This is a genomic window from Amycolatopsis nalaikhensis, from assembly GCF_030264295.1.
GTDB lineage: Bacteria > Actinomycetota > Actinomycetes > Mycobacteriales > Pseudonocardiaceae > Amycolatopsis > Amycolatopsis nalaikhensis.
Genome location: NZ_CP127173.1, coordinates 6597519 through 6615550, shown reverse-complemented (window position 1 = coordinate 6615550; position 18032 = coordinate 6597519). Strand labels below are relative to the sequence as shown.

Sequence of the window (18032 nt, the reverse complement as noted above, 5' to 3'; positions counted from 1 at the left end):
CGTCGCGCGAGTTTCCCCGACCTCGCGCGGCGGCCCGTTCGGCGTTCAGCCGTCGATCTTGCTGTCGTAGACGACGCGCGCGGCGGCGATCGACTCGCGGTGCCGCGTCGCCCAGTCGAGCAGGCCGTTCAACGACTGGTACAGCTCCTTCGCCATCGGCGTGGCCTCGTACTCGACGCGCGGCGGGACGGTCGGGTAGATCGTCCGCTCCAGCAGGCCGTCGCGCTCGAGGTTGCGCAGGGTCAGCGTCAGCATCCGGCGGCTGATGCCCTCGACCGAGCGTTCGAGCTCGGTGAAGCGCACCGGGCCGCGCGTGGCCTCCAGCAGGATGCCGATCGCCCACTTGCCGCTGATCCGGTTGATGACCTCGAGCACGGTGCAGACGTCGAGTTTCTCCGGGTCCACCTCCGTGGCCTGGACAGGTACACCGATGTTCCCCTGGGACATGAAAGTGCCTCCTTCCGGGCGGCTCCATGGTCACACATGATGGGCACTGTTACAAGAAGTGCCCTGGCGACGACCAGGGGGATCTCACCTGGAGGGGCCTGCCATGGCCGAGAACTACCCCATCCGCTCCCGAGGACTCGCGTTGGCGGTGCTGTGCGCCGCCTCGCTGATGGTCGTGCTCGACAGCAGCATCGTGGCGGTGGCGCTGCCCGCGATCCAGGCCGACCTCGGCTTCACGCCCGCCGGGCTCGCCTGGGTCGTGACGGCGTACCTGGTCGCGTTCGGCGGCTTGCTCCTGATCTCCGGCCGGCTCGGCGACCTGCTCGGCCGCCGCCGCGTCTTCCTCGCCGGGCTCACGCTGTTCACGGTGGCGTCGCTGGTCGCGGGGCTGGCCTCGAGCGCGGGCGTCCTGGTCGTTTCGCGGTTCGCACAAGGAGTGGGCGGCGCGCTCGCGTCGGCGGTGGTGCTGGGCATGATCGTCACGATGTACCCGGAGCCGCGAGCCCGGGCACGCGCGATCGGGGTGTACAGCTTCACGCAGGCGGCGGGCGCGTCGATCGGCCTCATCGCGGGCGGCGCGCTGACGCAGGCGCTGAGCTGGCACTGGACATTCTACGTCAACCTGCCGATCGGCGTGGTGGCGCTGGTGCTGGCGGTCCGGGTGGTCGCGCCGGACCGCGGCACGGGGCTGCGTGCGGGCCTGGACGTGCTCGGCGCGGTCCTGGTGACGGCGGCCGTGATGCTGGGCGTGTACGCGATTTCGTCGGCGGTGTGGGGCGCGTTGGCGGCGGCTGCGGGGTTGCTGGCGGCGTTCGTGGTGCGGCAGGCGAAGGCGCGGACGCCGTTGCTGCCGCTGCGGTTGTTCCGGATCCGCGCGGTCACCGGCGCCAACCTGGTGATGGTGCTGATGGTGGCCGGGATGCTGGGGTTCCAGTTCGTGACGGCGTTGTACCTGCAGCAGGTGCTGGGTCTCGACGCGCTGCGCACCGGCGTCGCGTTCCTGCCGGTGCCGCTGGTGATCGCGGTGGCGTCGCTGGGGTTCGCGGACAAGCTGTCGGCGCGGTTCGGGCCGCGGGCGGTGCTGCTGTCCGGGCTCGGGCTGGTGATCGTGGGACTGGTGCTGCTTTCCCGCGTTTCCGGCGGCTACTTCACCGGCGTGCTGCCGCCGCTGCTGCTGATGGGCCTCGGCGCGGGCGCGGCGATCCCGGCGTTGATGGGGCTGGCGATGTCGGAGGTGTCGGCTTCGGACGCGGGAGTCGCATCGGGACTGATCAACACGACCCAGCAGGTGGGGGCGGCGATCGGCACGGCGGTGCTGGCTTCGGTGGCGGCGGCCCGCACGTCGAGTCTGTCGGGAGTGGACCACCGGGAGGCGCTGGCGGCCGGGTTCCGGCTGGCGTACGGGGTGAGCGCGGGCTTCCTGCTGGCGGCGGTGGCGCTGGGCGGTGTGGTGCTGGCGCGCCGCACGCGCCAAGCGGCGGCTCCGGCGGCCGACGCCGCCCCTGCGGCCCGCGAGGCTGAGCCGGAGGTCTGCGTCGCCGGTCAGACCCGCTAGTCCCCAAGCGCCCCAAGGCGGCCTTGGTTGCGTCTGACGCACCGAAGGCCGCCTTGGGTGCGTCTCACGCACCGAAGGCCACATTGGGGCGCTGGGGACCGGACCCTCAGGCCAGGTAGGCCGAAAGCCCGCGGTGGCCCCGCCGCATCATCAGCGCGTGGTTCGCGCGGAACAGCGGCCGGGCCACCGCGTCGAGCCGCCGCAGCAGCTCCTTGCGGGCCTGGACTTCCTGGGTGATCTCCAGGAGCGTGCCCGCGCCCGCCGCGCGGACCGCTCCCGCGAGCACCCCGTCCAGGTCCCCGCTCAACCGGACCCGCATCAGGCCCGCCGCCTCGTCCTGGTGGTCCCGGTGCATCCGGACCACCAAGCGGAACGGGAGCCGGGACCGGCAGACCAGCTCGGCGGTGTCGTCGTCCACGCGGCGCACCGCGCGGACGTCCGACCACCACCTCGGGTAGCCGGCGAGGTCGGTGACCACGCCGAACACCCGCTCGGGCGCGGTGCCGGGCAGCAGCCACCTGCTACGGAACCGGTAGCGCGCGCCCGTCACCGCGTCACACCTGGGCCGAGACCAGCTTCCGGCCGTCCACCGTGACGATGTCGACCGACTTGACGTCGTCGGGCGCGACCAGCGCGGACCCGTCGAGCGTGAAGCCCTGGCTCTCCCACTTCTCGGACACCTGCCAGCTGCCCGCGGTCACCGCCTGGCCGCCCTTGGTCGTGACCTGCAGCAGGCACTTCTCCCCGGCCTTGACGCCCCGGACGGAGACGTTGACCTTCACCCAGCCCTGGAACGGGGCCACCGACGCGGCCAGCTGCACGCCGGTCGTCGGATCCCGCCCCTCGACGCTCTTCGTGCCGGGGACTTCGTTCGGCTGCGAGGGGATCGGCAACGCCGTGTTGTCCGGCGCCGTCTGCCGTCCCACCAGGATGCCGCCGCCGAGCGCGGCCACCACCAGCACCGCCGCGGCGACCAGGGCCAGGCCCCGGCGTGGCGAACGGGCCGGTGCCACGTGTTCTTCCTCCTCGCGCACCCGGCGCAGGGTCTTCTGCAGCAGCAGGTCCCCGCCCTCGGGCGGCCCGTCGAGGAACGCCTCGGGCGGCACCTCGTCGAGCGACTCGCGCAACGCCACGAGCTCGTTCAGGTCGAACCGGCACTGCGCGCAGCTCTGCAGGTGCCGCCGCTCGAAGTCGGCCGCCTCCGCCGGGTCGAGCGCGCCGAGGGCGTACGCGCCGAGCTGCGTGTGACTCTCGTCGACCGAGTTCATCGCGCCACCTCCGTTCCGCTCGAAATCATCGCTGCTCTCAGTGCTCTCAGTGCGTAGTACGACCTCGATTTCACGGTACCGGGTGCGACGCCCAGTGTTCTCGCCGCTTCGGCCACCGTCCGTCCCCGGTAGTAGATCTCCACCAGGACCTCTCGGTGCTCGTTCGACAGGCCGTCCATCGCGCCGAGCACCGTCATCGAGTCGACCACGCCCTGTGCGTGATCGCGCTCGACGGCCGGTGTCGGCACGCCTTCGGCCGGTTCGGCCACCTCCTGTGGCCGCGCCGCCCGGGCGCGTGCCCGGTCGGTGACCAGGTTGCGCGCGACGGTCAGCAACCAGCCGCGCACCGAGCCCTTCCCGTCGTTCTGCAGGTCGTCGGCGTGTTTCCACGCGCGGACCAGCGTCTCCTGGACCACGTCCTCGGCTGCCGCCCGATCACCGGTCAGCCTCGTCGCGTAGGCCAGCAGGCTCCGGCCGTGTTCGGCGTACAGCTGCCGAATCAGGTCCTCGCCCTTGGCCTTCTTAGGCCGCCTGCCTCCGATCGCCACCCTCGTCCTCCCGACGGTGTTCTGAGTCGGCGAGGACAGTACTGCAACCCGCAGGGCCACCGGCGGTGCGTGCGTCGAGCGCAGCGCGACCATGGTGTTCATCGGCTGCCCGTCCTTCCTCGTTCTGCCCGGAAACCGTCGGTGGTCAGTACCCGGAGCCGCCGGCCTTGCCGCCCGCGGTGATCTTGCTGCCGTCCGGGGCGACGGCGAACCACGTGCCGTTGACGCCCTGGCCGTTCGCCTCGCCCGGCGCCTTGTCGCCGCTGAACTCGTACAGCGGCCAGCCGTTGAGCGTGAGCTGCGTGCTGCCGTCCTTGCGGGCGACCGTGCCGACCTGGGTCTCCTGGATGCCCTTGAGCATCGGTGTGGCCACGCCGGCGAGCACCGGCGGCCAGGCCGTCGCGCATTCGCCGTCGCAGTTGGACGTCGGCGGCTGCGCGATGTCCTTGTCGAAGCGGTAGAGCGTCTTGCCGTCCGCGTCGGTGACCACCGCGCCGAGCCCGTTGACCGTCGTGGCGGACAGCATCTTGTGCCCCGGCTGCCCGTGTTCCGGCCCCTGGGCCCCGGAGGCCATCTCGCTGCAGGCCGACAACGTGGCGACGGCGGCGAGCGCGACGGCGCTGACGACGACCGGCCGGATACGGTTCATGGCGGTTCTCTCCTCGGTGAGGGCGGCACCGCCGTCCGGCGGACCTCGACACCTGAGACACGGACGGTCGCGGAAAACGGTTCAGCGGGATCGACCGCGGTTCGGCGCCGGTTCGCGGCCGGATTGGTGTGTCCCGGTGACCGGCACGATCTTGTCGCCGTGCGGCCGGATTCCTAAGCTGGGCACGTTCGCCGCCGCCCCCGCCGTCCCGGGAGCCGCCGTGTCCGTGAAGCCCCTTCTCCTCGTCGCATTGCTGGCCGCGGGCTGTGCCGCGACTCCCCCGCCGCCGTCGTTCACCGCGACGCTCACCACGCCGACGGACGTCGTGCTCAGCTGGCCGGACGACGACGCCGGGCACCGCGTCGAGTACGCGAACGACCCGGCCGGGCCCTGGACGACGCTGCGGTTCCTGCCGCCGCACGTCGTCAGCTACCACCACCCCGACCTGATCCCGGAAACGCCGTTCTACTACCGGGTGCGACCGTTCACCGGCCCGCTCTCGACGGACCTGCACGAGGTGACGTCCGGCGACACGGTGACGTTCACCTGGGCCGACCGCTCGAGCGACGAAGCCGGGTTCCTGCTGGAGATCCGGCGCCCGGGCGCACCGGACTTCGACCCGGTCGAGGTGACCGACCCGAACGTGACGACCTGCGCGCTCTCGATCCTGCCCGGCGAGGAGAACTCGGCCTACCGGCTGCGGGCGTTGAAGTACGGCCCGCTCTCCCCGGTGGTCCACCAGACCACCGGGAAGGAGCGGTAGCCGCTAGTCCGCCGTCAGGACCGTCTTCAGGAACTGGCCGGTGTAGCTCTCCTCGATGTCCGCGACGTGCTCCGGCGTGCCCTCCGCGATCACCGTGCCGCCGCCCGAACCGCCCTCGGGGCCCATGTCGATGATCCAGTCGGACGTCTTGATCACGTCGAGGTTGTGCTCGATCACGATCACCGTGTTGCCCTTGTCCACCAGGCCGTTGATCACGCCGATCAGCTTGCTGATGTCCTCGAAGTGCAGACCCGTCGTCGGCTCGTCGAGGATGTAGACCGTCTTGCCCGTCGAGCGCTTCTGCAGCTCGCTCGCCAGCTTGACGCGCTGCGCCTCACCGCCGGACAGCGTCGGCGCCGGCTGGCCGAGCCGGACGTACCCGAGGCCGACGTCCACCAGCGTCTGCAGGTGACGGTGGATCGCCTTGATCGGCTCGAAGAACTCCGCCGCCTCCTCGATGGGCATGTCGAGCACGTCCGAGACGGTCTTTCCCTTGTAGTGCACCTCAAGGGTTTCCCGGTTGTACCGCGCGCCCTTGCAGACCTCGCAGGGGACGTAGACGTCCGGCAGGAAGTTCATCTCGATCTTGATCGTGCCGTCGCCCGCGCACGCCTCGCAGCGGCCGCCCTTGACGTTGAAGGAGAACCGGCCCTGCTGGTAGCCGCGGACCTTCGCCTCGGTCGTCGCCGCGAACAGCTTGCGCACGTGGTCCCAGACACCCGTGTAGGTCGCCGGGTTGGAGCGCGGGGTCCGGCCGATCGGCGACTGGTCGACGCGCACCAGCTTGTCGACGTTGTTCAGGCCGTTCACGCGGGTGTGGCGGCCCGGCACCTGGCGGGCGCCGTTGAGCTTGTTCGCCAGCACCGTCGCGAGGATGTCGTTGACCAGCGTGGACTTCCCCGAGCCGGAGACGCCGGTGACCGAGACCAGGCAGCCGAGCGGGAACGAGACGTCGAGCCCGCGCAGGTTGTGCTCGCGCGCGCCCACGACGGTCAGCTGCCGCTTCTTGTCGATCGGCCGCCGGATCGCCGGGACGTCGATCTTCCGGCGGCCGGACAGGTACTGCCCGGTCAGCGACTCCTTGCTCTTCAACAGCTTCTTGTACGGTCCACTGTGGACGATGTGGCCGCCGTGCTCGCCCGCGCCCGGGCCGATGTCGACCACCCAGTCGCTGGAGCGGATGGTGTCCTCGTCGTGCTCGACGACGATCAGCGTGTTGCCCAGGTTCCGCAGCCGGGTCAGCGTCTCGATCAGCCGGTGGTTGTCGCGCTGGTGCAGGCCGATCGACGGCTCGTCGAGCACGTACAGCACGCCCACCAGGCCCGAGCCGATCTGCGTCGCCAGCCGGATCCGCTGCGCCTCGCCGCCCGAGAGCGTCGCCGACGCGCGGTCGAGCGAGAGGTACGTCAGGCCGACGTCCAGCAGGAAGCGCAGGCGCGCCTGGATCTCCTTGAGCACCGCGCCGGCGATCATCGCCTCGCGCTGCCCCAGCTCCAGCTCGTCGAGGAACTGCGACGCCTCCGCGATGGACAGCGCGCAGACCTCGGCGATGGACATGTCGCCGCGCGTCTTGTGCTGCAGCGTCACCGCGAGGATCTCCGGCTTGAGCCGGGTGCCCTGGCAGGCCGGGCACGGCACCTCGCGCATGTAGCCTTCGTACCGCTCGCGCATGTACTCGGACTCGGTCTGCTCCTGACGCCGCTCGAGGAACGGGATGACGCCCTCGAAGTTCGCATAGTACGAGCGCTGGCGGCCGTAGCGGTTCTTGTAGCGGACGTGCACCTGCTCGTCGACGCCGTGCAGCACCGCCTTCTGCGCGCGGGCCGGCAGCCGCCGCCACGGCGTGTCCATCCGGAAGCCGATGGTCTCCGACAGCGACTCCAGCAGCCGGATGAAGTAGTCGGCGCTCTGCCCGCCCGACCACGGCGCGATCGCGCCCTCGGCCAGCGACAGCTCGTCGTCCGGGACCACCAGCTCCGGGTCGACCTCCTTCTTCACGCCGATGCCGGTGCACTCGGGGCACGCGCCGTAGGGCGAGTTGAAGGAGAACGAGCGGGGCTCGAGGTCCTCGATGGCCAGCGGGTGGCCGTTCGGGCAGGCCAGGTTCTCGGAGAAGCCGCGGACCCGGTGCGGGTCGCCTTCGGGCAGGTCGACGAACTCGAGCTCGATCAGGCCGTCGGCCAGCCGCAGCGCCGTCTCGACCGAGTCGGTGAGCCGCTGGCGCGACGCCGCCTTCACGGTCAGCCGGTCGATGACCACGCCGATCTGGTGCTTCTCCTGCTTCTTCAGCTTCGGCGGGTCGGTGAGCGCGTGCACCGTGCCGTCGACGACCACGCGCGCGTAACCCTGCTGCTGCAGGTTCTCGAACAGGTCGACGTACTCGCCCTTGCGCCCGCGGACGACGGGGGCGAGCACCTGGAACCGGGTGCCCTCCTCCATCGCCAGCACCTGGTCGACGATCTGCTGCGGGGTCTGCTTGCTGATCGGCTCGCCGCACTTGGGGCAGTGCGCCTTGCCGGCACGGGCGTAGAGCAGCCGCAGGTAGTCGTAGACCTCGGTGATCGTGCCCACGGTCGAGCGCGGGTTGCGCGAGGTGGACTTCTGGTCGATCGACACCGCGGGCGAGAGGCCCTCGATGAAGTCGACGTCCGGCTTGTCCATCTGCCCGAGGAACTGGCGGGCGTACGCCGAGAGCGACTCGACGTAGCGGCGCTGTCCCTCGGCGAAGATGGTGTCGAAGGCGAGGCTCGACTTCCCGGACCCGGACAGGCCGGTGAACACGATCAGGCTGTCGCGGGGCAGGTCGAGATCCACGCCGCGGAGGTTGTGCTCGCGGGCACCGCGAACAACGAGGCGATCAGCCACGCCAGGTCCTTCCAATGTCATTCAACAGCTGTGGGCGCCGACCCGGTTCGGCTTGCACGGGTGGCCGCGATCCATGCTACGAGCCACCACCGACAAAAACGGGTTCCGCGTCCTTGACCTGCGGTTCTTCGGGCTTCCGGCGTCTGGTGAGCCACCGGTGGGCCGGGCGTTCGACCCAGGCGGTGACGGCCCAGCCGCCCAGCACCGCGGCGGCCACGACCAAGGGGAGGCGCAGCCAGCCGGGGAGGCCGAGGTCGAGCAGGGCGCGGGCCAGGACGTAACCCAGCTCCTGGTGCACCAGGTAAAGACCATACGAGATGCCCGCGAGCCAGGTGACGGCCGGGGCGACCCTGGCCAGTCCGGGGAACCGCCAGTCCGGGCCGCGGGCGGCCAGGCAGACCAGCAGGAGGAGCACGGCGAACCCGATCGTGGACGGCCAGCGTTCGGCGTCCTGCGGCAGCGCGACGTGGAACGGGAACACCTGCAGGTCCTGCGCGGCGACGGCGGCGACGACGAAGAGCGCGGCGTGCCAGGTTTTGAGGCGGCGCTGCGCCCACAGCCAGATCGCGACGCCGATGGCGAAGACGTGCAGCCGGTGCAGGCCGAGGCCGTAGTAGAAGGTCTCGACGACCGGGCTGGCCGTCCCGGGCGCGAAGACGAGGAAGCGCAGCGCGAGCGGGACGAGGATCAGCGCCCACAGCAGCGCGACGGTCAGCCGGTGGGTGCGCCAGGACCGCGGCCACAGCAGCGCCGCGCCGGTGAAGGCCATCAGCTGCACCGGCAGCGTCCAGTAGGAGCCGTCGAGGTAGTAGAACGCCGCCGAGCGGATGCCCCACTCCTGCACCATGCCCAGGTTCGCGACCAGGTCCAGCCAGGTCGGGATGTACCAGGGCGACGGGTTCGTCGGCGGCCCCTCCGGCACGCCGAAGAGGAACCCGGTGACGCCCGGCGGGTAGGGCAGGCCGCTGAAGGAGATGGCGGCGTACCGCGTGACGACGTAGGTGACGACGACCGCGACGAGGTAGGCGGGCACGAGGCGCGCGACGCGGTTCCACAGCCACCGGCGCGGGTTGCCCTTGCGGAGGCTCGCGCAAACGAAGAACGCGGAGATCACCAGCAGGATCGCGGCGCCGAACTGCGCTGTCACCCGCACGGGGTACCCCGTGAGCTCGGGGTGCAGCAGCGCGCCCTGGTGCGTGACGTGCCCGAGGATGACCGCGAAGACGGCGACGACGCGGAGGATGTCCCAGTTGATCCGGCGCGGCGTCGGGGAGGTGGGCACGGTCGTCCTAGGTCGGGCTGGCTGGGGGTCGCCGTGAGCCTACGTGGCGGGGCGGCGGCGTGCTTGTGCGGGTGGAACCGCTTGGAGCGAAACGACTACCGTGTGCACGGTGAACATCGTGGACACCTACACCGGGCACGTCGACCCGGGCGGCGACGCCACCCGGCGGACGCTGGACGCGCTGACCATCACGAAGCTGTCGGTCGGCCCGATGGACAACAACGCGTACCTCCTGGTGTGCCGGGCGTCGCAGGAAGCGCTGCTGATCGACGCGGCGAGCGACCCGGAGCGCATCTCCGACCTGATCGGCCACGGCCCGGACCGGCCAGCGCTGAAGACGGTCGTGACGACCCACCAGCACCAGGACCACTGGCAGGCGCTGGGCGCGGTGGCCGGGGCGAACGGCGCGAACACGGCGGCGCACCCGCTGGACGCCGGGCCGCTGCCGGTGCCGCCGGACTTCCTGGTCGAGCACGGGGACACGCTGACGGTGGGGCAGATCACGCTGTCGGTGATCCACCTGCGCGGGCACACACCCGGGTCGATCGCCCTGCTGTACCGCGATCCTTCGGGGCACCCGCACCTGTTCACCGGCGACTCGCTGTTCCCGGGCGGCGTGGGGAAGACGGGCTCGCCGGAGGACTTCGAGTCGCTGCTCGACGACGTCGAGACGCGGATCTTCGGCGAGCTGCCGGACGAGACGTGGTTCTACCCGGGCCACGGGGACGACTCGACCCTGGGCGCGGAGCGGCCGAAGCTGACGGAGTGGCGCGAGCGCGGCTGGTGACGACGGTCACCTGAGCCGGGCGCCCGACGTTCCGCGCCCGGCTCGGGGTCGGCTATCGGCTCCGACGCCACAGCAGCCCCCGCGCGACTCGGCCAGGTGCACCTCGGAGCTGCCAGCAGCATGGATGCCTGCAGCTCGGAGTGGGCCGGCGCGCTGCCCTCGCCCACAGCAGCGACTCCGCTCTGCGCTCAGCGCACCCACTCCCGCATGTCGAGGCCTCGGCCACCGCCTCGTTCGGAGCAGCCGGGTAACGCTTAGGACGTCAACCCGCGCTCGGCGGCAACTTCCGGGCGAACCGGGCGTCCACAGCAGACCCAGCGCTGGGACTTCCATCGGTTCTCTCCGCCAGGAGGCCCACCATGTCCACCACCGTGCGGCGCGCGCTCGCCGCCCTCACCCTCTTGCTCGTCGGGAGCGGCGTCGTCGCCGCGGCGCCCGCTCAGGCCGCCGATCCCGTCATCCCGGCCATGACGAACATCCGGACCGGGCTCAACACCGGCTTCGACCGGGTTGTCCTCGATCTGACCGCCGGACCCGCGCCCGCCGTGAGCTACCAGCTCACCGACGAGCTCACCGCCGACCCGAGCGGGGAAATCGTCTGGCTCACCGGGGAATACTTCATCAACGTGACCGCGACCCCGGCCGCCGCGCACGACCTGAACGGGAACCTCACCTACACCGGGCCGCAGAAGTTCCGGACGCGGAACCTGCGCAACGTCATGGCCGTCGCCGTCACCGGGGACTTCGAGGCGCACCTCTCGATCGGGCTCGGCGTCCGGTCGCGGACCGCGGTGCACGTCTTCACCCTCACCTCGCCCAACCGCGTCGTCATCGACGTCGCCCACTGAAGGCGGGCGGGGGAGTTCACCCGCGCTCGTACGGGATCTTCTCCCCCGCCTCCACCGCGAACGGCAGGTGGTTGCCCGCCGGCGGCAGCGGGCACGTCGCGAAGTCCGTGAACGCGCACGGCAAGTTCACCGCGCGGTTGAAGTCCAGCGTCACCGAGCCGTCCGGCGCCGGCTCGGCGACCGGCAGGGACCGGTTGGCCGCGTACGTCGTCACGCCGCTCGTCTCGTCGGTGAACAGGATGCTGAGGCCACCGTCCTTGCCGTTGAACGCGGTCAGGGTCTGCGGCTTGCCCTCGAAGGAAAAGTGGACGACGCCCGGGGCCGTGTACACGTGGCTGAGGCCTTCCACGACCGCGCCGACCGTGGTCGGCCGCGGCTCGTCGAACGGCTCGAACCGGCCGGACAGCACCCACGACTCCGACGGCTCGTACGCCGGGATGCCGTGGAACTCCCGCAGCACCTCGGCTTTCGGGTCGTGCACGCGGATCAGGTACCCCGAGCGGCGCGCGACCTCGATCTCGACGTCGCCGGCCAGCACCCGGGTGCCCGCGCCGCTGTTGACCAGCTCGAAGCGCCGCACCTCGGTGATCGGCGAGCCGTCGTGGGTCAGCGAAGCACCGGCCGGGTCGACGTACGCCGCTTCTTCGTCCTGCCACCACCGACCGGGGATGCCGGGGTACTCGCGCGGGGCGTCCGTCAGCCAGTCCAGCGACACCAGCGCCAGCCAGCCGTGCGGTGCGGCGAGGTCGGTTTCGCGGCGGGTCTTCCAGTCCTGCCACTCCTGCGTGAACGTGCTCATCGCGGACCCCTTTTCCTCGGCTACGAAGGTGCCAACCCGCCGACGGCGCCGCTATTCCGCGTCCCAGTATCCGGACCCGCCCGCAGCCAGGCGATTTCGCGCTCGCTGCCGGCGGGGACGACGACCGGCCGGAACTCGGCCGGGTCCAGGTCGTGCTCGCCCTCGCCGGCCACCGCCGCGTAGACCCGATCGGAGACGATCAGCACCTGATCCGCCGACGCCGGCGCCGCGACCGCGGACTTCAGCTCCTCGGCCTCGCACAGCCACACCGCCACCGCGACCGCCGCGCCGCCGAAGTTCGGGGGCCGCAGCACGACGTCGCCGTGGTCGACGGCCAGCCGCAGCCGCAGCCTGCCGAACTCGTCGAGGTGGCGGTTGCGGCGCTTCAGCGCGTCGTCCAGCAGGCCGACGAGCCCGGTCGCGACCCACCGCCGCGGCACCGTCGGCGGGATGACCAGCGTCGTGGTGTCCCCCTCCGGCCTGCGGTACCACGTCGGCGTGCGGTACGGCACCGGGACCTGCTCGAACACGTCGTCCAGCACCGCGTCGAGGTGCACTGCGCGAACGGTGCGGTCGCGGCTCGGCGCGACGATCCCGATCCGGACGACGGTCGCGGTCACCGGGACGGTGAGCATGGTCTCCTCAGTCCTCCCGGGGGTCGAACGCCCACTGCAGGCCGTAGCTCAGGCCCTGGTGCAGTTCGTGGAACTCGAGCCCCACCTCGCCGACGCGGTTGACCGTCAGCGCGTCGCCCGAGTCGACGCCGTCGTCGATCACCCGGCCCGGCACGCCGTTGAGCCGCCACACCCGCGACGGCGGGTCCGCGCGGTCGAACCGGACGCGCACCGAGAACTCTTCGCACCGGCGCAACGGCGTCATGACGTAGTACGGCCGCAGCGACGTGCGCCGCGGCGTGAAGCGGATGCCGTACTCGTGGCGCTGGCCGAGCCGCAGCGGGCTCGGCAGCCGCATGACGAACTGCGCGTGGCTCGCCGAAACCTGGCGCGCCTCGACGATTTCGCCGCCGAACAGCACGTCCGCGGTGATGTCGGGGACCGGGTCGCTGCCCGGCTCGGCCGGCACGCTGAACGACAGGACCAGCTCGTCGAGTTCGTCGACCTCCGCGACGATCCGGCGTTCCTCCTGCAGGTCCGGCGGGTCGCGGTCGAGCGAGAGCATCGCCTTCATCGACTCGACGTACCAGCCGGCGAGCGGGTGCAGGTCGCGGGCGGACGCGGGCGCGTCGAGCAGTTCGTCGAGCCGCCGGAACGCGAGGTCGATCCGGCGGCGCGCGGTGCGCGGGTCGCGGTCCAGGACGCTGGCCAGCCACGAGATCCGCCGGTCGAGGAACTCGCCGGCGGCCTCCTCGTGCAGGCCGAACGCCGCCAGCGCGGCCAGCCGCAGGTCCGCGGGCAGCCGTCCGCACAGTTCGGTGAGCCGCAGGACGAGCTTGTGCCGCGCGGCGGCGGGCTGGTCCTCGTCGGTGATGCCGCAGGCCTCGCGCAGGCAGGGACCGATGCGCTGGTGCAGGTCGGCCGCGTCGAGCCCGCGGCCGCGGCGCAGCTCGTTCAGCTCGCGCACGAACGGGAAGGTGTTCTCCTCCGTCACCCCACCCCCTCGCGCGAAATCGCTCGCCCACATTACCAGCGGCGGTTCCGCGGTGGGCATGACAGTTTACGGACACGCATTCACGGAAAGGCCGGCCGACCGGCCCCCCACGAGCCGGCCGGCCGGGCCCCGCCGCGGGTCAGTTCGTCCCGAAGATCAGCGCCCAGATCGAGTGGCTTTCCATCACACACCTCCTCATCGCTGCACCCAGGCCGAGGCGGGGAACGGCGCGAAGCCGCGGCGAAGGCCGATTTCACCAGGGTCGAAATCGTGCGGTGGGCGTTCCCGGCAAGCGCTCCCCGACCTCGCTCGAAAATGGAACCGGCCGGTCGGCATCGATTTCTTTTCCGGCCGGACTCCAGGATCGCCGGGTGGCGCGGTCCGTCAGATGCCCGCTGTCACGGCCGTTGTGTGCCGTTTGGCTCAGAACGGGCGAAGGCGCGCAGCACGCGCGGCTGCCGGATGAGGATCCGGCGCCGCCCGGTTTCGACGATCCCCCGCTCGCGCAGGACACCCAGCGCCCGCGCGACGGTCCGCCGCGCGGCACCGACCTGGGCGGCGATGTCGGCCTGCGACAGCGCGGCGTCGATCACCACGCCCTCGGGGACGCGCCGCCCGTGATCTTCGGCCAGCCGCACGAGGTGGACGGCGACCCGGCGGCTGACGTCGAAGGCGGCCGAGTCGACGCGCGCGGACTCGGCCGCGCGAAGCCGCGCGGCGACGGTCTTGATCGTCGCGACGGCGATCGCGGGCCGGGTGTGCAGGACGTCGATGAACTGGGCGCCGGTCAGCTGGAAGACGGTGCAGGGTTCGATGGCGCGCACGGACGCCGTCCGCGGCCGCCCGGTCACCGCCGCGAGGTCGCCGAGGACCTCGCCGGGGCCGCGCAGGCCGAAGAGCACCTCACGGCCGTCTTCGACGATCGTGGAGACGCGCACCCAGCCGGCGACCAGCACGTGGACGTGGTCGGAGGGGTCGCCTTCCATGAGCACGACGTCGTTGGCCCGGAACCGCCGGCGGACGCCCCTGGCGAGCAGGTACTCGCGGTCGGCGTCGGCGAGATAGGTGAGAAGTGCCCCCTCGGCCGTGTCGTCGTGCCCGCTCATGGTTCCCCTCCGGATCACCACGGTAACCCGGCGTGGCGGCGTTCGGCGAGGGTCGCGCCGGGTAGGGTCGCCGCGTGGACGTGGAGATCTACACCGACGGCGCGTGCAGCGGGAACCCGGGACCGGGCGGCTGGGGCGCGGTGCTGCGCTACGGAAGGCACGAGCGCGAGCTGTACGGCGGCGAAGCCACGCCGACGACGAACAACCGGATGGAGCTGACGGCCCCGATCCGGGCGTTGGAGAGCCTGACCCGGCCGTCGCAGGTCAGGGTGTTCACGGACAGCACGTACGTGCGCAACGGGATCACGCAGTGGCTGCCGCGCTGGAAGAACAACGGCTGGCTCACGGCGGCGCGCGAGCCGGTGAAGAACGCGGACCTGTGGCAACGGCTCGACGCGGCGATCGGCGAGCACGAGGTCGAATGGCTGTGGGTCAAGGGGCACGCCGGGCATCCCGAGAATGAACGCGCTGATCGGCTTGCGGTGCGTGGGGCGCAGGAAGCCCGGGAGTCGGGGAAGCCGGCCAACGCCGGTTAGTCCGGAGTGGACGGACGCTGCGCCGTTCGGGCGATCGACGTTCCTTCTCCCGGCGTTCCGATGGAAGATCGGACCCTTCCGGACCGGGGAGGGAACGGGAGATGGCCGACGGCTTTTACAGGGACCCGAGCGGCAAGGTCAGGCCGCGTCACAACCGGAAGGGTGGCGCCGCGGCCGTGGCCGTGGTGATCGGCGCAGCGGCCGCGGGAGGCACGGCGCTGGGCGCGGGCGGCGCGGCTTCGGTCGAGTCCGGCGGCGGTTCGAGCCTGAAGGCACGCGACTCCGGCAAGGAGTCGGCCCGCAAGGGCAAGCACGAGGACGCGATGAAACGCCTCGGCCTCAAGACGATCAAGAAGGTCGCCAAGCGCGAACTGAAGTGCGCGCCGTACGCCTTCGGACAGGTCCAGCAGTTCTTCGTGCGCCACCCGTGCAAGTCGCTTTCGCGGATGCTGCTGGCCGTCGGCGACGGCGGCGGGAACACCGTCGTGGTGACGATCGCCTGGGTGCGGATGCCGAAGGCCGCCCAGGCGCGTGACCTCCGGGACCTGGCCGACCGCGACGGCAGCGGCAACATCTACGCCCTCCCCGACGCCCTGTTGAAGGGGGCAGGCGTGCGGTTCACGGGCGACCACTACGCGTCCCGACGCGACGGCGCCCTCGTGGTGATCGCCGAGGCGACGAGCGGCGGCGGTCATCCCGATCCGGGTGTGCTCGAGGACGCCGCCGACGTCGCCGCACAGTTTCCCGTTCCCTGACCGGGAGTCCGGCGGCCGCAAAAGACGCCGTGGCAGAATCCGGCGATGCGTCCCGCCTCCTGCCCGTGCGGCCTCGCCGGGTCCTACGCCGCCTGCTGTGGCCGGTTCCACGACGGTGGGCTCGCCGCTCCCACCGCCGAACTGCTGATGCGGTCGCGGTTCAGCGCCTTCGCCGTCGGGGACACCGCCTACCTCCTGCGCACCTGGCACCCCGAGACCCGGCCGCGGCGGCTCGCGCTCGATCCCGGCCAGGAGTGGACGCGGCTGGAGATCCTCGGCCGCACCGGGGGTGGGCTGCTGCACGCCGAAGGGACCGTCGAGTTCCGGGCCCACTACCGCCACCACGGCCGGGACGGCTTCCTCGAAGAGAACAGCCGCTTCCGCCGCGCCGATGGCCAGTGGGTCTACCTCGACGCGGACGCCTGATGAGCACCGCCGTCGTCGGGGTCGCCGGTGCGCTCCTCGGGGTGCTGACCGGGGGCCTCCTGCAGCACCTGCTCGCCGCGCGGACCCGCCGGTGGCAGCGGCAGGACGCGCTCGGCCAGGTCAAGCAGGCCGTCTACGCCGAGTACCTGCGCGCGATCAGCGCCAGCTACGGCCAAGCCATGGCTGGCGAGCGCAGCCGCGTTGAGGACGCCCGGCTGCACGCCGCCACGGCCGAGATCGAGGTCCTCGCCGGGCGCGAGGTGGCCGGCCCGGCGCGAGAGCTCACCAGCACCGTCATCGACGTGCACACGAAGATCGCCGAGGGTGCCGGGGTCGAGGCCGCGACCGTGGCCGCCGTCGACCGGCGGCGGCTCGAGGTGATCAAGCTCTTCAAGCGTGATCTCGGCCTCGGTGCGGAAGCCTGAAACCCGCCCCGCGCGCCACCCTGACCGTGCTAAACAGTGCGGCGATGGGAAAACTGACGCGCCGCGCCCGGGCGAAGGCGGACTACCTCGGCTTCATCGGTGCCCGCGAATGGCCGCTCGCCGCCTCCGGGCTCGGCGTTGTGCTCGGCGTCGTCACCATCCTGCCCAGCGCCGTCGGGGTCGTGCTCTCCGTCGTCGCGCTCGCGCTCGGCGTCGCCACCTTCACCCGCGACGTCCGGCTGCTGCGCCGCCGCTGGGCCGGGTTCGAGTTCACCACCATCGCCGCGCCCTTCCCGACCGCCGAACTGCCGCCGCCGTCGGCGTATCCGGCCGCCGAGTACGTCGCCGTGCCCGCCCGCGGCACCGCGCTCGTCAGCTCCGCCATCGATCGGGACCTCTGGGAAGAACGGCACACCATCGACGTCGCCGAGGAGCCCTACCGGCTGCCCCCAGCACTCAAGGCGACCGCGCCGCACGTGCTTCCGCTGCGCGCCCGCGGCCGCCTGCTCTTCAACGGCCCCGTCATCGGCATGCGCGGCGACCCCCTGCCCGCCGCCGGGGCGCGGCCCGCGCCGATCCGGCTGCACCGGGCCCGGTTCTTCGACGCCGTCTGCTCGAACGAGCTCGGCGCCCTGCGCATCACCCGCGCCGACACCGGTGAGGAGTACGACCTGCGCAAGGCCGAACTCACCGACTCCGCCGGCACCCTCCGCGAGCTGGCCAGCAGCTCATTGGCCGACCACGTCGGCGTCTCCACGGTCGCCTTCACCACCGACGGCAAGCTCGTCACCGTCCGGCAGTCGTCGCTCAACGCCGTCAGCGGGCTCTTGCTCGCGCCGTCGGGCAGCGGCTCGCTCGAGCCCCGCGACCTGCGCACCCCCGACGGTGGCACCCGGCGCCTGCTGCACACCGCCGTCCGCGCCGGGATGGAACGCGAACTCTGCGAAGAGAGCGGACTCAAGCCCGAGGACGTCCGCGAGACGAAGGTGGTCGGGTTCGCGCGCTGGATGGAGCGCGGCGCCAAACCGGAGTTCTTCGGCCTGACCGAGCTGGCCGTCGACAGCGCCGAGGTGGCCCGGCGCCGCCCGGTCAGCGGCGAACGGCTCTACAGCGCCGGGCTGACCCTGTTCGACGTCGACCTCGCCGCGGTCGGCGACGCGCTGACCGGCGATGTCCCGCTCAGCGAGGCACTCCCCGAACGGCTCTGGGAGGACGGTTCCCTGCCGCTCCTGCTGGCCTTGCGTGCCGCGGCGGCCTGGCAGGCCGCGCGGGTCTGACCGAAACGCCCCTGTTCTCCCGGTGACCGGACCGCTACGATCGTCCGCAATTGTTAGGGAACTTTACTAACGATGGCCACCTTTCCCT

20 protein-coding genes are annotated in these 18032 nt (G+C 71.7%); 9 read left to right on the top strand and 11 right to left on the bottom strand.

The genetic code is table 11. The annotated features are described in order from the left end of the window. Nucleotides 1-45: 45 nt before the first annotated feature. Nucleotides 46-447, bottom strand: a complete 402-nt coding sequence (locus QP939_RS32395; protein ID WP_285450016.1) for a winged helix-turn-helix transcriptional regulator — start codon at nt 445-447, stop codon at nt 46-48. Between the two features lie 103 nt (nt 448-550). On the opposite strand from QP939_RS32395, the gene QP939_RS32390 reads away from it, so the two are divergent. Continuing rightward, nucleotides 551-2002, top strand: coding sequence for an MFS transporter (locus QP939_RS32390; RefSeq protein ID WP_285450014.1), 1452 nt, complete (start codon nt 551-553; stop codon nt 2000-2002). 106 nt (nt 2003-2108) lie between these two features. On the opposite strand, the gene QP939_RS32385 is transcribed toward QP939_RS32390, so the two are convergent. The 4 genes from QP939_RS32385 to QP939_RS32370 all read right to left on the bottom strand — a co-directional run bounded on the left by QP939_RS32385 (nt 2109) and on the right by QP939_RS32370 (nt 4467). Continuing rightward, nucleotides 2109-2552, bottom strand: a complete 444-nt coding sequence (locus QP939_RS32385; protein WP_285450013.1) for an SRPBCC family protein — start codon at nt 2550-2552, stop codon at nt 2109-2111. A 4-nt stretch (nt 2553-2556) separates the two neighbouring features. Further along, complete coding sequence (locus tag QP939_RS32380) at nt 2557-3270, bottom strand: anti-sigma factor family protein (RefSeq protein ID WP_285450012.1); 714 nt, start codon at nt 3268-3270, stop codon at nt 2557-2559. Beyond that, a complete protein-coding gene (locus QP939_RS32375) occupies nt 3267-3818 on the bottom strand; it encodes a sigma-70 family RNA polymerase sigma factor (protein ID WP_026469270.1) in 552 nt (183 codons plus the stop codon). Before QP939_RS32375 ends, QP939_RS32380 begins: the two co-directional genes overlap by 4 nt. A gap of 145 nt (nt 3819-3963) precedes the next feature. Then, complete coding sequence (locus QP939_RS32370) at nt 3964-4467, bottom strand: hypothetical protein (protein WP_285450011.1); 504 nt, start codon at nt 4465-4467, stop codon at nt 3964-3966. 136 nt (nt 4468-4603) lie between these two features. Between QP939_RS32370 and QP939_RS32365 the strand changes: the two genes are divergently transcribed. After that, complete coding sequence (locus QP939_RS32365) at nt 4604-5230, top strand: fibronectin type III domain-containing protein (RefSeq protein WP_414641788.1); 627 nt, start codon at nt 4604-4606, stop codon at nt 5228-5230. A gap of 3 nt (nt 5231-5233) precedes the next feature. Here the strand turns inward: QP939_RS32365 and uvrA are convergent, their stop codons facing one another. Beyond that, on the bottom strand, nt 5234-8095 hold the full coding sequence (gene uvrA, locus QP939_RS32360; RefSeq protein ID WP_285450010.1) for an excinuclease ABC subunit UvrA: 2862 nt from the start codon (nt 8093-8095) through the stop codon (nt 5234-5236). Nucleotides 8096-8171: 76 nt separating this feature from the next. After that, complete coding sequence (locus QP939_RS32355; RefSeq protein ID WP_285450009.1) at nt 8172-9377, bottom strand: acyltransferase family protein; 1206 nt, start codon at nt 9375-9377, stop codon at nt 8172-8174. A gap of 109 nt (nt 9378-9486) precedes the next feature. Here QP939_RS32355 and QP939_RS32350 point away from each other — a divergent pair, with 109 nt between their 5' ends. Both QP939_RS32350 and QP939_RS32345 read left to right on the top strand, forming a co-directional pair. Beyond that, a complete protein-coding gene (locus tag QP939_RS32350; RefSeq protein ID WP_285450008.1) occupies nt 9487-10164 on the top strand; it encodes an MBL fold metallo-hydrolase in 678 nt (225 codons plus the stop codon). Nucleotides 10165-10523: 359 nt separating this feature from the next. After that, entirely contained in the window at nt 10524-11012 is a 489-nt protein-coding gene (locus QP939_RS32345; RefSeq protein ID WP_285450006.1) for an AMIN-like domain-containing (lipo)protein, read from the top strand. Nucleotides 11013-11028: 16 nt separating this feature from the next. Here QP939_RS32345 and QP939_RS32340 read toward each other — a convergent pair whose 3' ends face one another. From QP939_RS32340 to QP939_RS32325, 4 genes are all read right to left on the bottom strand, one after another. Then, a complete protein-coding gene (locus tag QP939_RS32340; protein ID WP_285450004.1) occupies nt 11029-11811 on the bottom strand; it encodes a DUF1684 domain-containing protein in 783 nt (260 codons plus the stop codon). Between the two features lie 20 nt (nt 11812-11831). Then, a complete protein-coding gene (locus QP939_RS32335; protein ID WP_285450003.1) occupies nt 11832-12446 on the bottom strand; it encodes a hypothetical protein in 615 nt (204 codons plus the stop codon). A gap of 7 nt (nt 12447-12453) precedes the next feature. Beyond that, complete coding sequence (locus QP939_RS32330) at nt 12454-13419, bottom strand: hypothetical protein (RefSeq protein ID WP_285450002.1); 966 nt, start codon at nt 13417-13419, stop codon at nt 12454-12456. 398 nt (nt 13420-13817) lie between these two features. Further along, a complete protein-coding gene (locus QP939_RS32325) occupies nt 13818-14525 on the bottom strand; it encodes a Crp/Fnr family transcriptional regulator (RefSeq protein WP_285450001.1) in 708 nt (235 codons plus the stop codon). A gap of 74 nt (nt 14526-14599) precedes the next feature. On the opposite strand from QP939_RS32325, the gene rnhA reads away from it, so the two are divergent. The 5 genes from rnhA (at nt 14600) to QP939_RS32300 (ending at nt 17944) form a co-directional block, all read left to right on the top strand. Beyond that, complete coding sequence (gene rnhA / locus QP939_RS32320) at nt 14600-15061, top strand: ribonuclease HI (RefSeq protein ID WP_285450000.1); 462 nt, start codon at nt 14600-14602, stop codon at nt 15059-15061. Between the two features lie 176 nt (nt 15062-15237). After that, nucleotides 15238-15816, top strand: a complete 579-nt coding sequence (locus QP939_RS32315; protein ID WP_285449998.1) for a hypothetical protein — start codon at nt 15238-15240, stop codon at nt 15814-15816. Between the two features lie 45 nt (nt 15817-15861). After that, the gene (locus tag QP939_RS32310) at nt 15862-16242 is read left to right on the top strand and encodes a YchJ family protein (protein ID WP_285449997.1); all 381 of its coding nucleotides are present in this window, start codon (nt 15862-15864) and stop codon (nt 16240-16242) included. After that, nucleotides 16242-16667, top strand: a complete 426-nt coding sequence (locus tag QP939_RS32305) for a hypothetical protein (protein WP_285449996.1) — start codon at nt 16242-16244, stop codon at nt 16665-16667. Before QP939_RS32310 ends, QP939_RS32305 begins: the two co-directional genes overlap by 1 nt. 44 nt (nt 16668-16711) lie before the next feature. Continuing rightward, complete coding sequence (locus tag QP939_RS32300) at nt 16712-17944, top strand: hypothetical protein (RefSeq protein WP_285449994.1); 1233 nt, start codon at nt 16712-16714, stop codon at nt 17942-17944. The last annotated feature ends 88 nt before the right edge of the window (nt 17945-18032 follow it).

Excerpts from the sequence above, each read along its gene's own strand:
- QP939_RS32310 (WP_285449997.1), top strand. The coding sequence starts at position 15,862 with ATGCGTCCCGCCTCCTGCCCGTGCGGCCTCGCCGGGTCCTACGCCGCC.
- QP939_RS32390 (WP_285450014.1), top strand. The coding sequence starts at position 551 with ATGGCCGAGAACTACCCCATCCGCTCCCGAGGACTCGCGTTGGCGGTG.
- QP939_RS32340 (WP_285450004.1), bottom strand. The coding sequence starts at position 11,811 with ATGAGCACGTTCACGCAGGAGTGGCAGGACTGGAAGACCCGCCGCGAA.
- QP939_RS32325 (WP_285450001.1), bottom strand. The coding sequence starts at position 14,525 with ATGAGCGGGCACGACGACACGGCCGAGGGGGCACTTCTCACCTATCTC.
- QP939_RS32300 (WP_285449994.1), top strand. The coding sequence starts at position 16,712 with ATGGGAAAACTGACGCGCCGCGCCCGGGCGAAGGCGGACTACCTCGGC.
- QP939_RS32305 (WP_285449996.1), top strand. The coding sequence starts at position 16,242 with ATGAGCACCGCCGTCGTCGGGGTCGCCGGTGCGCTCCTCGGGGTGCTG.
- QP939_RS32395 (WP_285450016.1), bottom strand. The coding sequence starts at position 447 with ATGTCCCAGGGGAACATCGGTGTACCTGTCCAGGCCACGGAGGTGGAC.
- QP939_RS32370 (WP_285450011.1), bottom strand. The coding sequence starts at position 4,467 with ATGAACCGTATCCGGCCGGTCGTCGTCAGCGCCGTCGCGCTCGCCGCC.
- QP939_RS32335 (WP_285450003.1), bottom strand. The coding sequence starts at position 12,446 with ATGCTCACCGTCCCGGTGACCGCGACCGTCGTCCGGATCGGGATCGTC.
- QP939_RS32380 (WP_285450012.1), bottom strand. The coding sequence starts at position 3,270 with ATGAACTCGGTCGACGAGAGTCACACGCAGCTCGGCGCGTACGCCCTC.
- QP939_RS32345 (WP_285450006.1), top strand. The coding sequence starts at position 10,524 with ATGTCCACCACCGTGCGGCGCGCGCTCGCCGCCCTCACCCTCTTGCTC.